Origin of the sequence: Pseudoalteromonas maricaloris (assembly GCF_024746855.1) — a bacterium.
GTDB lineage: Bacteria > Pseudomonadota > Gammaproteobacteria > Enterobacterales > Alteromonadaceae > Pseudoalteromonas > Pseudoalteromonas maricaloris.
On sequence record NZ_CP024625.1, the window covers coordinates 2,547,300 to 2,559,663 of the forward strand.

At 44.7% G+C, this 12,364-nt stretch carries 13 protein-coding genes; 6 read left to right on the forward strand and 7 right to left on the reverse strand.

Features of this window, described 5'->3' with window-relative positions:
* Positions 1–155: 155 nt before the first annotated feature.
* A complete protein-coding gene (locus tag CTT31_RS11095; RefSeq protein ID WP_211857862.1) occupies positions 156–1,019 on the reverse strand; it encodes a DUF417 family protein in 864 nt (287 codons plus the stop codon).
* Positions 1,020–1,137: 118 nt separating this feature from the next.
* The gene (locus tag CTT31_RS11100; protein ID WP_211857863.1) at positions 1,138–2,007 is read right to left on the reverse strand and encodes a LysR family transcriptional regulator; all 870 of its coding nucleotides are present in this window, start codon (positions 2,005–2,007) and stop codon (positions 1,138–1,140) included.
* Positions 2,008–2,110: 103 nt separating this feature from the next.
* On the opposite strand from CTT31_RS11100, the gene CTT31_RS11105 reads away from it, so the two are divergent.
* The 5 genes from CTT31_RS11105 (at position 2,111) to CTT31_RS11125 (ending at position 6,420) form a co-directional block, all read left to right on the forward strand.
* On the forward strand, positions 2,111–3,088 hold the full coding sequence (locus CTT31_RS11105; protein ID WP_211857864.1) for a TDT family transporter: 978 nt from the start codon (positions 2,111–2,113) through the stop codon (positions 3,086–3,088).
* Between the two features lie 93 nt (positions 3,089–3,181).
* Positions 3,182–3,667: a MarR family transcriptional regulator gene (locus CTT31_RS11110; RefSeq protein ID WP_039497284.1), complete on the forward strand. Its 486-nt coding sequence runs from the start codon at positions 3,182–3,184 to the stop codon at positions 3,665–3,667.
* Positions 3,660–4,724, forward strand: coding sequence for an HlyD family secretion protein (locus tag CTT31_RS11115; RefSeq protein ID WP_260491260.1), 1,065 nt, complete (start codon positions 3,660–3,662; stop codon positions 4,722–4,724). Before CTT31_RS11110 ends, CTT31_RS11115 begins: the two co-directional genes overlap by 8 nt.
* A gap of 1 nt (position 4,725) precedes the next feature.
* Positions 4,726–5,757: a DUF2955 domain-containing protein gene (locus CTT31_RS11120; RefSeq protein WP_039497279.1), complete on the forward strand. Its 1,032-nt coding sequence runs from the start codon at positions 4,726–4,728 to the stop codon at positions 5,755–5,757.
* A gap of 15 nt (positions 5,758–5,772) precedes the next feature.
* Positions 5,773–6,420, forward strand: coding sequence for a tRNA (adenine(22)-N(1))-methyltransferase (locus CTT31_RS11125; RefSeq protein WP_260491261.1), 648 nt, complete (start codon positions 5,773–5,775; stop codon positions 6,418–6,420).
* Here the strand turns inward: CTT31_RS11125 and CTT31_RS11130 are convergent.
* From CTT31_RS11130 to CTT31_RS11145, 4 genes are all read right to left on the reverse strand, one after another.
* Positions 6,410–7,003 (reverse strand): DUF998 domain-containing protein, encoded by a 594-nt coding sequence (locus tag CTT31_RS11130; RefSeq protein ID WP_260491263.1) that lies wholly within the window; start codon positions 7,001–7,003, stop codon positions 6,410–6,412. The genes CTT31_RS11125 and CTT31_RS11130 overlap by 11 nt on opposite strands.
* An 85-nt stretch (positions 7,004–7,088) precedes the next feature.
* Positions 7,089–7,838 (reverse strand): substrate-binding periplasmic protein, encoded by a 750-nt coding sequence (locus CTT31_RS11135; protein ID WP_260491264.1) that lies wholly within the window; start codon positions 7,836–7,838, stop codon positions 7,089–7,091.
* Between the two features lie 156 nt (positions 7,839–7,994).
* Positions 7,995–8,576, reverse strand: coding sequence for a nucleoside deaminase (locus CTT31_RS11140; protein ID WP_211857869.1), 582 nt, complete (start codon positions 8,574–8,576; stop codon positions 7,995–7,997).
* A gap of 40 nt (positions 8,577–8,616) precedes the next feature.
* Positions 8,617–10,011, reverse strand: coding sequence for an aminotransferase-like domain-containing protein (locus CTT31_RS11145; protein ID WP_211857871.1), 1,395 nt, complete (start codon positions 10,009–10,011; stop codon positions 8,617–8,619).
* Between the two features lie 95 nt (positions 10,012–10,106).
* Here CTT31_RS11145 and CTT31_RS11150 point away from each other — a divergent pair, with 95 nt between their 5' ends.
* Complete coding sequence (locus CTT31_RS11150; protein ID WP_211857873.1) at positions 10,107–11,489, forward strand: pyridoxal phosphate-dependent decarboxylase family protein; 1,383 nt, start codon at positions 10,107–10,109, stop codon at positions 11,487–11,489.
* A 17-nt stretch (positions 11,490–11,506) separates the two neighbouring features.
* On the opposite strand, the gene CTT31_RS11155 is transcribed toward CTT31_RS11150, so the two are convergent.
* Complete coding sequence (locus CTT31_RS11155; RefSeq protein ID WP_211857875.1) at positions 11,507–12,349, reverse strand: hypothetical protein; 843 nt, start codon at positions 12,347–12,349, stop codon at positions 11,507–11,509.
* Between the last annotated feature and the right edge of the window lie 15 nt (positions 12,350–12,364).

The window sequence follows — 12,364 nt, forward strand, 5'->3', positions numbered from 1 at the left end:
TTTATGACCTTAACTTATTCACATTTAATTTTCACTGCCGACAGGGCGATTTTCGGAAAAAACTTCACTTGGCACATCTGGCATATGTGATAAAAATAAAAAGAGCGCAACTTAGGTCACGCTCTTTTGGCAGCGGGGCTGCATCACAATGAAATTTACGCGACAGCTGGCTCTATAGACTCAGCCGAGCTGGACTCCAATGTCAAAAACACCAACACCATGATATTGGCGATAAACCACAAGTCTTTAATCACAAATTGTCCCAAACCACCAAGCAAACTCATGTCGCTAAACGCACCGGCTGCGGTAAACAAAAAGCTTTGTGTCATAACAAATACCGCAAGACACCCAAGGCTTGCAACACCAATCAAGACTCGCTGTTTGAACCAAATGCCAATGCCGAGCAAGCCTGCCATCAACATGTCATAGGCGCCTATCACGTTTGAGGCTTCTTGCACGGTAAACAACTCATACATCCAAGACATAAACGGTGAAGTTTCCACTAGCGGCACGATTGCCTTTGCTTCAAGTTCGAGAAATTTCATTCCACCTATCCAGACTAAAACCAATGCCACGGGGAAATAGTTCGCCCATACGAGCGTTCGCGTGTTGATATGATGACGGCAGTAGAGAAATAGTGCGATGGGTACTAACGCAAAATACTTGATGATCCCTTGCCCAGAACCAATAACGGGAAAGCCGCCATGAGCTGCTATCCAGCGATTTTCGGCAAACAACGTCAACAACGTAAATAAACTAATGATGGCGATTAAGGCAAGCGGCCACGCCGCAGGAATAATCTTACATTGCTGTAAAATGACTAGACCCGCGGCGACCATTAATGCAAAGCCAAATACAATGCCAAGCGTGGCAACAGGCACCCACTCCGTTAACCCGTAAAAGCTAAAGGTACCTGAAATGGTACTTGGCCCAGCGCCAAACAAAAATGAAATGCCAAGCAGTAATAAGCTCACTGCTAACACGCCTGAAATAGAATAATCGATAGTTCTGAACGACATATCTAACCTCTTAATATGCTATTGTCTATAAGACCCGAGGTTTGAGAAAGTTCATTCAGTGTTTGTGAAGTTTATACCCATTGCAAGCTGTGTTAAGTCGTTAGGTCGACAGCCCAGTTCAACGCCAGTGCGCCGCAAAGTCAATGAGTCGCGTTAATATTGGGCTTTGAAATTTATCTTTACGCGTCACCAACCAAAACTGCCTCGGTACGGTTTTTAAACCAGAAAGCGCCTTAATTCGTTGCTGTGCTATGGCATGTTCAGCGGAGTATTGTGAGATACATGCTACACCGAGCCCTGCCGCAACACCATTTATAATCGCCTCGGTGGAGTTTAACTCAAACGCGGTTCGCCACGACGTAAGCTGCGCTGCAATGTTCGCTAAGAAAAATTCTCGACTGCCGGAGCCTTGTTCCCGCAACAACCAACGAGATTGACTTTGTATCAGCGTTTGAAAGTCAGTTACCGCAAAGTCCATTGCACTCACGATACACATTTCATCTTCAAACCAAGGCATGATGTCTAAATCTTCGCCTATCACTCGACCTTCAACAAAACCAATATCTAATTCGTAATCACGAAGCATGGCACACACCTTCGCCGTATTGGTGATAAACAACTGCTGCTGCGTATGCCCTGTTTGCTGCTGAAAAGCCGCTAACATGGGAGGCAGCAAATGATTGCCTAAAGTATCGCTGGCACCAATTTTAATTTCGCCATATAGCCTCTCGCTTTCTTTAAATAGGGACTCTAAGAAGCGACATCTATCAAGCACTTGATGCGCATGCGGTAGTAATAACTCTCCGGCAGGATTTATCATTAATCGATTATTTACACGATCGAATAATGGTTGTTCGAGGTGACGCTCTAACTCCGCCAGTGCCATACTAACAGCAGCTTTAGTTAAACATAGCTTATCCGCTGCGGCCGTGATCGAACGCTCTTGCACGATTACCGTAAATACATTGAGTTGCTTAAGGGTTATCATTAAAGTTAAGAATTATTGAACACTAATTTAAATATATTCAGATATTCTTAATTAAAGCGCAAGCGTATTATCCCTGCACCGAACAATTGTTGTGAAATTACGCATGGCTACTCTTCTTTCTTATGGTAAAAAACTCACCGCCAATATCCCCACCCCGATGTCTGGTCTTGCTCTTGGGCTAGCTAGTTTAGGCTGGTGTATCAGTAACCTCTTTCCCACATTTTTTGTGTTAAAACCTTTAAGTGCACTGCTGGCTGGCTTTATTTTATTGTTGTTAGTGCTTAAGTTTATTCATCAACCAGCTCTATTAAGAGCAGATCTCGCAGATCCAATAGTTGGGAGTGTATTACCAACCAGTGCCATGACAATCATGGTGATTTCGCATAGCATCGCGGCCTATTCACATCTTATTGCAACTGTGGTTTGGCTACTCGCCATTGTGCTTCACCTAGGGTTGCTAACCAGCTTTGTGTATTTTCGCAGCCGCAATTTTGAGCTTAACCAACTAGTGCCAAGTTGGTTTATTCCCCCTGTGGGGTTTGTCGTTGCCGATGTCACCTTTAACGGCATGGCAGCGTTGCAACCTTTGGCGATGGGGCTTTGGTACTTGGGAGTGATATTTTATCTGCTGCTGCTACCGTTCATGATTTACCGTTTGTGTAGAGGCAGTGCCATACCACAGCAAACCCAGCCCACAATTGCAGTCATGGCAGCGCCTGCAAGTCTATGTTTGGCAGGATATTTAAGTGTCCATCCAATGCCAGCGGCTGGCGTGGTGTTTGCCCTATTGAGCATTGCTATTGTTATGACCTTAGCGATATACATTGCTTTTATTCAGCTTCTACGGCTGCCATTTAGTCCCGCTTTTGCAGCATATACCTTTCCATTAGTCATCGGCGTCACCGCCATTAGTAAGGTCGTCACTTGGCCCGGCAGCGAACACTTAAGCTTAGGCTGGTTAAGTGTGTTGCAGTACCTAGTTTGGTTTGAACTTGTTGTTGCGATCGCTGTAATTAGCCACGTTTGTATTCACTATACGCGATTCTTACTAAAAATAAGCGCCGCCAATTCAGAGAGTTAAAGCTAATATTGCAATAACCTAAACACACACCATTTACTTAGCATGCTAACTAATCTAGAATACTTAGCATGCTAAGTAAATATATCTTAAGTTATGTCGTCACTTCCATTTCATGAAACGCTCGATCTTAGTCTCTGTGGCAAGTTAGGCCGAGTCCATAGAATTTGCCGTCAAGCTGTAACCCAAGCTGTGGAGCCACTCGGTTTTACCCAGCCACGCTGGACCGCCATGATGCATATTCATCATTTGGGTGAAGGCTGCACACAACACCAATTGGCGTGCAGTTTAGATATCGAAATGCCGAGCCTTACTCGCACGATGAAACAGTTAGAAGAGAATAACGTCATTGAGCGCCGCATTGATAAGCAAGACAAACGCTGTCGTAAAATCTACTTCACCGAACACGGGCAAGCCCAGTTAGCGCAGCTAAAGATGCGGATCAGTGAAGTTAAGGCACTTTTATATCATGGGCTTAGTGATGACGAGCTCAATGCTATTGCACATGCGTTGGTCAAACTTGAGAACAATGCTCAGCAATGTTGTGACAATATTTCTGAAAATGGGAGTACCAGTGAGTAAACTTAGTCCAGATCAGCAATTTTCCCGCTACGTAAAGGTTTCAATCGCCCTTTTTGCACTCTGCTTTAGCTATTTTATCTTTGCTGATCTCTACATACCAATGACGCCTCAGGCACGTGTGTATCATCAAGTAACCAAAGTGACGCCTAAAGTCAGTGGTGAAGTGCTTGCAGTAAATGTCAGCAATAATCAAAGAGTTCAGCAAGGGCAACTACTACTTACTATTGATGAAGCGCCATATCGTTTAGCATTAGCTAAGGCTGAGCTCGCTTTGGCTGAGGTTAATCAGCAGAACAAACTATTAGACGCACAGATGGTTGCCCAGCAAGCACAAATAGAGGCTGCTGTAGCCAAGTATGATGAGCAACAGCGACTTTATAAACGCAGCCAATCTTTGCTGTCACAACACGCAATTTCAACGCAGGAATCAGATCAAATTCAAGCAAATTTTGCGACGGCTAAGTCACAGCTTAGTGCACTCAGAGCTAATCTACATGCGCTTGAAGTAAAGCGTGGTGCAACCGACGAACAAAATATTGCACTAATGCAAGCACGAAATGCCGTAGAGCAGGCTAAATTGCAACTCAGCTATACCGAAGTCCGCGCGCCCCATGATGGCATCATTAGTAACTTACAGATCACCACGGGAACCTATGCTCGAACGGGGGTAAGTCTAACCAGTTTAGTTTCGGACAATGTTGACTTAGCTGCGGATTTCAGAGAAAAATCGCTTTACCACGTTAAACTTGGCGAACAAGCGCTAGTGAGCTTTGATGCGTTACCGGGCAAAGTCTATCCCGCCGTGATCCATGAATTTTCTGCAGGCGTCAGTGATGGACAACTCAATGCCGACGGCCAATTGGCTGCCGTTGAGACCTCCAACCGCTGGGTGCGAGATGCGCAGCGTCAACGCGTTCATTTAGCATTTGATGAGCCATTACCTTTACTAGCAAGTGGTGCCAGAGCGACGGTTCAAGTCCTGCCTGAAAGCACTTTGCTTGCAACGCTTGCACAAGCGCAAATCAAATTCGTCAGTCTACTTCACTACGTTTATTGATATGAAAGTTGCACTGAACGCCAATGACCTGAGACAAATGCTGCGTATTGCAACTGGGAGTACGCTAGGCTTTGCACTAAGCAAACTGCTCAACTGGCCGTACGGTATCTTTTTTACCGTATATCCCATGCTGCTGCTTGGCTTAGTACCAATGTTAAACGCACACATAGTGCGCCAGTTTATCTTAAGTGGGTTGGTCTGTGCCTTTTCGGTATTGGTGCTACAAGGGCTATTTGGCTTTCACCCTGCGTTAATGTCCTTACTCACCTTTGCCTTATTTGCCTTTTTATTTTTGCAAATGAGCAAAGGCGTTAACTTCTTATTTGGTGCAATGAGTGTGGTGGGACTGTCAATCCAACTTCATTTTGCCAGTTATGCATCAACCAGTGGTGGCTTATATTCACTCATAGCCAGTAACTCTCTGGCTATTATCATTAGTATCGCAACCGCATATGTAATGCATTGGTTATTTCCGGATGTTACTGTGCGTCAATTACCGCCACGGCCAGCGAAAGACGCGGCAAGTATTCGCCATGAAGTCTTACTGTGCGCCACCGTAGCCACACTCTCATTTATGATATTCCAAATCCTAGATTTACAAGATTCCGTTTCCGCCCAAGCGGCATCAATATTAATCCTCTTTCCACTGAGTTGGAAAGCGGCGGGCACTGCGGGCTGGCAACGCGCAGTTGGCACGCTAATAGGCTGTAACTTGGCGTTAGCAGCGCAAATTCTACTGCAAACCTATAGCCAAATTTTGCTTTTTCCAATTTTGATTTTATGGATCTTAGTCTTCATTTTTAGTCGCTACCACTTGTTAAGTGGTGGTGCTCCTGGGATTGGCTTTGGTATTATTACCACTTTTGGGATCTTGTTTGGTCAATCTCTCGCACCAAATCAAGATTTAATCTACAGCGCACTGTATCGCTTCAGTTCAGTGAGCGTTGCAATTACGGTAAGTCTCTGTGCAATCTACCTTATTCATCGCCTACTTAACCACTTTAGTGCAACGCGCCACCATACCTACGCCTGAATAAAAGGAATCCACTTGAAGCTTGGAAAACGCTTACAGACTTTGCATGATGTTGTTACTGAAGACTATCAACATATTTGGGACTGCTGCTGCGATCATGGCCAGCTTGGCGCACAATTTTTACATTCGAGCCAAGCACACATACACTTTGTTGATGTAGTCCCAGCGCTTATCGCGAAAGTAAAATTGGATCTCGCGCGCTTCTTTCCAGAAGCTGAAACACGCTATAGCCTTTACACCCAAGACGTTGCGAAGCTCCCTCTTGCACAATACTCAGGCAGGCAGTTAGTGATCATCGCAGGCGTTGGCGGCGACTTAACCGCGGAACTGATGACAAGTCTTTGTTGCAATTTGCGTGGCGATGTCGATTTCTTGCTTTGCCCAGTTCATCATCACTATACCCTGAGGCAAACCTTACAATCTTTACCACTTAAGGTGATCCATGAATCACTGGTTGAAGAAAATCGACGTATTTACGAAGTGCTCTATCTCACTTCAGGAAAGACTGGCGCTACCATAACTCCATTGGGCGAAGCGATTTGGCAACAAGGCACGCTTTCCAAACGCTATTTAGAGAAAACGCTGGATCATTATGCACGAGTTGCCAAAGGCAAACCCGAAGCGCAAGCCATTTTATCGGCTTATCAACACCTTACACTATAAAACACAGCGCACTCAGCCAAACTAGCTGAGTGCCATAACTTAATCGCTGATAGAGCCCACTATTACGTTTTTGCTTGTAAGCATTGGCAAGCTGATAGCTAAAGCCGACACAAACAAGTACACAAACGGTAGAAAACCAAGCAAATAGCGAGTTTAACGGGCTTACAAACCAAACCAATAAAGGTGCAATGAGTAAGCTTAATAGCATTACCATGCCCGCGAAAGAATGAATATTACACGCTCGACTTGGCGAGGTTGTGTATGGATCCCGATCCATAGGAAAGAAACCTGCAACAGCGGTTGCTAGGCCATGACAAACAATCAAACCGCCAATAACACCTAACGCCCAGCTCCCTTCGGGTACCAAGATGATATAAAAACCAAAACAACAAAATAAAAAGGCTAAGGGGTAATTATTAACTGCAGGAGACAATCGCTCTGTTGGGCTGCCACTGGCACCTAACTCACTACAAAATTGATTTTTGTGACTATAATTTGGGTAACGCTTGGCAACGCCATACACCCCTACTAGCATCCATATACTTGCTAGTATGCCAAAATAACTCACCAACTCTTGCAACATCACGCCTATCCTTAATGCGCTAAATTTATATCTACACACTTTATACTAATTTAGGAACATACGAAACCAAGCGGCTGCATTCAATTTAGTGAATTTTCCAGCGCTCCAAAATAGCTTGTTGTTGACCACTTTGACTTAATTCCGCTAGTGCGTGCTGCAAGCGGTTCGCAAGCTCATTGGGAAACTCTGCATTCACCGCTAGAGCCAACTCACTTGGGAAATGCTCAAGAAGTAACTTATGCTCAATTGCTTTTGGGTCCAGCTTAAGGGCGTTTAGTTCTTTCTCGAGTGTTAGTGTGTTGGTTAGTACAAAATCAATCCGGCCCTTAAACAATAAATTCCAAAGACTTTGGTAATTTGACACTAATACCAACTCATAGCCTTCAGAAAAGCCAGCTTGTTTGAGAAAGGTTTCACTATAATAACCGCGTATGGTTCCGGTACGATACCGCTTTGCAGCATCAAGATCGTTTATTGGCGTTTGAGATTGTTTCAGGCCAATAAGTGATGCGGACGTATGGCACATAGTACCCAAAAAGCGGAAATAGACTTCTCGAGTTGGTGTTTTTAGCCAAGATAACAGCACCACATTAGGTTTAGTTTCTAATTCGTGTAACACACGTGCCATCGGCATTATTTCAATTTTAGCAGTAACATTTGCTTTATCTGCTACCGCTTGAGCAAGCTCAACCAGGCCACCATCCACTTCTCCTTGGCCATTAATAAAATGATAGGGAGGCAAATCTTCCGCAACAAAATGCACAGTTTCTTGCAGCGAAGCAATTATTTTGGTTGATGCAAGTAGCGCCATAAGGAATAAAGTTTTCCGGATCATTTTATCTCAATAAATTAAATAATCATTCGGTCAGTGTGCCCGTATTTACATTGCAATTCAATCCGCAGCAATGGCTATATTACTTCAGAAAGTATTTCATTTGATAATCCAGTACATCATGTAGTAATGGTTTTACCTCGCCATGGGCACAGTTAGCTACTTATGACCTGCGTTTACCGCTGCCAGACCTTGCCAATCTTCTAAATCTTGTTCTGGCTTTTCAGCACGAAATTGTTGATACAATACGATACCTTGCTCATCTTCTAAAATATCGACTTGTACGCCCTTGCTTTCAAGTAGCGGCTCATTGCCTGAAGCATTCGTGATATCCCCCACCACGACTCGCTGAAAACCACGCATGTAGAGTAATGTTGCGCATACGTCACAAGGACTTAGGCTGGTATACAAAGTGGTTTTACTAAAATCAATCCGTCCCGCATCTCGAATTGCCGAGGTTTCACCGTGATTATATGGGTGACTCTCTTGTACTAACGTATTATGTCCTTTACCTACAATTTGATTGGTCTCATTATCAACAATAACCGCACCAATTGGGCAACCGCCCTCTTCATAACCCTTTTTTGCTAGCAAAACAGCAATGCGCATAAAGTCTTTATCGCAAAGCTTACGCGTAAAGTTGCTATCGAGTAATATGCCAAGACTCTTGGTTGGCATATGTGCAATAGCATTGAGCGCTTCGCTATTTACTTGGGTTTCTGCGTTGAGTAATACAGTCATTTTTTTATTCCTTGTTGTATTATATGAACCGAGCATAACACTATAACTTGGCGCAATTATGAAGTACCCAATCACATAGCTTATCTAACCAAGGTTTTGCCGCATCTAGCGGCCAACCGCAATTGATCCGCAGATGATCTTGATACAACTCACGACTTGTAAATAAGCTGCCTTGGCGAATCTCAATCCCAAGTTCAGCGAGCCGTAAAGCGAGTGCATCACAGTCAATATTAGGCAGTTTCAGCCATAATGCCATTCCGCCCTGAGGGGAAGATATTTTACAGCTCTTTGGTAAACGCGATTTCAAATAGCTTTGGTAAGCGAAGCAGTGTGCCGCTAAGGTACGATTAAGCGTCCGTAAATGGCGCTGATAATGTCCTGTCTCAATAAAGCGTGATACCGCCATTTGTAAACATTGATTTGGCATGCCGTGAAATGCCTGCATGAGCGCGGCCACTTGGCTTTGATAACGCCCAGCTTCACACCATCCAACTTGCAAGCCCGGCGCTAACGTCTTAGACACTGAGCTACACCAAATTACATATCCGGCTTTATCCCACGCCTTTATCGGTAAAGGCATTGTTTGATTATGGCTCAGCTCCCCAAAGACATCGTCTTCAATAATCGCTACTTGATACTGCGCAGCAAAATCCGCAAGCCACGCTTTTTGTTGCACAGATAGACTGTGCCCTGTTGGGTTTTGGTGGTTTGCCGTAAGCAAACACACTGACACCCTTTGCGTTGTCACTACCTGTTCCAAGGCTTCTAGGTCGAGTCCTTCGGGCGTCGTTGGGATCTCAATCACCTTGAGCTGTAGCGTTGCAAGCAGTTGCAATAAACCTTGATAACAAGGTGACGGCACCACCACACAATCCCCCGCTTTTGTAACAGCCTGCAGTCCCGCCATCACGGCTTGAATACAGCCGCCAGTCACCACGAGATTATCAGGATTCAGCGCCAACCCCTTTTGTTTAAAGTGCTTAGTTAGATTCTCTCTAAGCGACGTCAGCCCCATCGCATTGGGATAATGAAAATGGTGATACTGAGGAGAGTCGAACGCTTGCTTTATAAACTTAGTCAGGCGATTTATGGGCATCAATTCAGGTGCTACTTGCACCGTCGATAACATTGTATTGAGCCCTACGACAGAGGGTCTTAACGCACTTTTAGGAGATTTCACTTCACTCGTAAACGTGGCAAAGTCAATGTCACTATTTTTTGCTTTCGGTTTACAAATATAAAAACCAGATTTCTCTTGAGAAGCTAAGAAGCCATTATCCTGTAATTCCTCATAGGTTCTAATTGCGGTACTCATGCTCACGCCATGCTGCTTGGCAAAGATCCGAAGCGAAGTCATTTTTTCACCGCATTGACGCTCACCAGCATTTATCTCTGCAATCACCTGCTCACTTAATGTAATAAACTTCCTCGCCATCTGTACCCTTAATAACCAAGAATTCTGTATCTGTACTGCATTTTTATCGAAGTTACACTGTAATTCCAGTATTCGATCACAAATAGGATTGACACATGACGATGACACACAACCAATGGCAAGCATTACCCCAATTGCTCACTGAGTTTTCTAAACTTACCGAGGCATTTATACAGTCTAACAATAGCCGTCCAGTCGCAGGTCAAGATATTGCTCCGCCCGACCTAACACTCACAGAGTCTGGAATTGCATTTGAATCACTGATAGAGATTTTTAGTAAACAAGTGGTGCCAAACTTAAGCACCAGCATTGGGCCTAGGTATTGGGGATTCGTCACTGGCGGCGCAACACCTGTTGCCACCTTTGCCGATTGGCTAGTGTCAACCTATGACCAAAATGTCTCAAAGGGCGATGGCTCCATTGCCACCAATATAGAGCGGCAGGCCATTCGTTGGCTAACCGAATTATTCGACCTGCCTGCAAGCTTTGATGGTCTTTTTACTACAGGGGCGACAGCGGCAAATTACTTAGGTGCAGTCATAGCACGCCAATTTGCAGGCCATCAACAAGGGATCAATGTGGCAGAGGATGGAGCCTTCGGTTTAGAAATTGACGTTTTTTGCGCGACGCCCCACGCGAGTATGATTAAGGCGCTTGGTCTTGCAGGCCTTGGCCGTAACCAAATCACTAGAGTCGCAACGCAAGTAGGCAATGAGGCTACGGATATTGCAGCGCTTGAGTCAGCGCTTGCAACAAGTAACGCCAAAGGAAAGGTTGTCATCGCCAGTGCCGCCACGGTTACTGGTACTAATTTTGACGATTTAATTCAGATCCGCCATTTATGCGATAAACACCAAGCTTGGCTGCATGTTGATGCTGCATTTGGCATTTTCGACCGGCTGGTCTCTGGCTCAGAAGGTCGCACTAAGGGGCTAGAGTTAGCCGATAGTATTACCTTGGATGCACACAAGTGGCTCAATGTGCCATACGACTGTGGGATCTTTCTCACTCGTCATTTGCACTACTTGGTTGAAAGCTGCGACGTTCCAGCTCCTTACTTGGTCACATCAAAAGCCGACCCCGACTTTTTTTCGATGGGTGTAGAGAACTCTCGTCGATTTAGGGCACTGCCCGTTTGGATGTCATTACTTGCCTATGGTAAAGACGGGATCCGTCAATGGGTAAGTAAAAATATTGCGCAAACTAAACAGCTTGCTGACTGGTTTGCTGATTCTCCAGACTATGAATTAGTCTACTACGGAGAGCTGAACGTGGTGCTTTTTAAGCCAAGTGGCAAAGACGACGCAGCAACAACCGCCCTTCTTCATGCCATTAATGCAGACGGCCGTATATTTGTCAGCCCAGGGAGTTGGCAAGGACAGAAGGTGATCCGTGCTGCGCTCAGTAATTGGCAAACGGAGCAAGTCGATTTAGACATAGCAAAAAGCGCATTAACCGAATTAGCTAAGGCGCTTTAACATTATAATATTTGAAGTTAGCTAACGCTGTGATTAGGAGTAATACTTTGCGCCAATTTGCGACTGTATTCCTCAAAATCGATATTGCTTTGCTCACCAAGTCCAGCCACCGCATGAGAAATAAACTGCGGTGGTACAAATAGATAAGTACGTTTTTTAAATTTCCAATGACGCACGATGTGCTTGGGCTGATGCTTGTCTTCATCTAACCCAGCCAACGAAAATAAGTCTTGCCAGTCACTCTCGGTATCGCCGGTCGACTGGGCAATACTTTGTGGTTCGATACTAAGCAAAATTGCCGACGTTTGTGGCACGCCCATCAACAGCTCACCAATAAAAAAGATGCTACCACTGCGGCAAAACTGCTGCTGCGCTTCCGTCATCTCAGATTGCTCTGCCATCTTCGCCCTTTGATATTGCATACCATTAAACATGGACTTGGCAAAAGGCAGCTGCTTTTCAGAAAACTCTCGATTTAAGACATGCTGAAACAGCGCTTTGCCGAGCGCATTACCTACGCCATCGTGACTAAAAGTGCCTTCTTCCACATTGGTTTCAATGAAAAGCCCTGACTCTACCAAAATATTTTTCACAGCTTGGTAGTTAAATATTGAAAACGGCTTCCCCGTCACCGGATTTGTTGTCGACGTCACCGCTTTTGTCATTGCGGCAAAAAACACACTGATATCAACGAATGCACTTTTTAAGTCAGTGTCAAAGCTCTGAATGCTATCCGCCGTGGCACACAACATGATATTACCCGTTTCATTAAACACATAATGTTTAGTAATTGGGGTATACATTGGCTGTGACTGCGGTTTTGACGGTTTATCTTGCTTGCTAAACCAAGTTGAGAACATTATTTACTCCCAACA

Coding starts and splice junctions, on each gene's coding strand:
- CTT31_RS11105 (WP_211857864.1), top strand. CDS start 2,111: ATGGCTACTCTTCTTTCTTATGGTAAAAAACTCACCGCCAATATCCCC.
- CTT31_RS11110 (WP_039497284.1), top strand. CDS start 3,182: ATGTCGTCACTTCCATTTCATGAAACGCTCGATCTTAGTCTCTGTGGC.
- CTT31_RS11150 (WP_211857873.1), top strand. CDS start 10,107: ATGACGATGACACACAACCAATGGCAAGCATTACCCCAATTGCTCACT.
- CTT31_RS11140 (WP_211857869.1), bottom strand. CDS start 8,576: ATGACTGTATTACTCAACGCAGAAACCCAAGTAAATAGCGAAGCGCTC.
- CTT31_RS11135 (WP_260491264.1), bottom strand. CDS start 7,838: ATGATCCGGAAAACTTTATTCCTTATGGCGCTACTTGCATCAACCAAA.
- CTT31_RS11155 (WP_211857875.1), bottom strand. CDS start 12,349: ATGTTCTCAACTTGGTTTAGCAAGCAAGATAAACCGTCAAAACCGCAG.
- CTT31_RS11100 (WP_211857863.1), bottom strand. CDS start 2,007: ATGATAACCCTTAAGCAACTCAATGTATTTACGGTAATCGTGCAAGAG.
- CTT31_RS11145 (WP_211857871.1), bottom strand. CDS start 10,011: ATGGCGAGGAAGTTTATTACATTAAGTGAGCAGGTGATTGCAGAGATA.
- CTT31_RS11095 (WP_211857862.1), bottom strand. CDS start 1,019: ATGTCGTTCAGAACTATCGATTATTCTATTTCAGGCGTGTTAGCAGTG.
- CTT31_RS11130 (WP_260491263.1), bottom strand. CDS start 7,003: ATGTTGCAAGAGTTGGTGAGTTATTTTGGCATACTAGCAAGTATATGG.
- CTT31_RS11120 (WP_039497279.1), top strand. CDS start 4,726: ATGAAAGTTGCACTGAACGCCAATGACCTGAGACAAATGCTGCGTATT.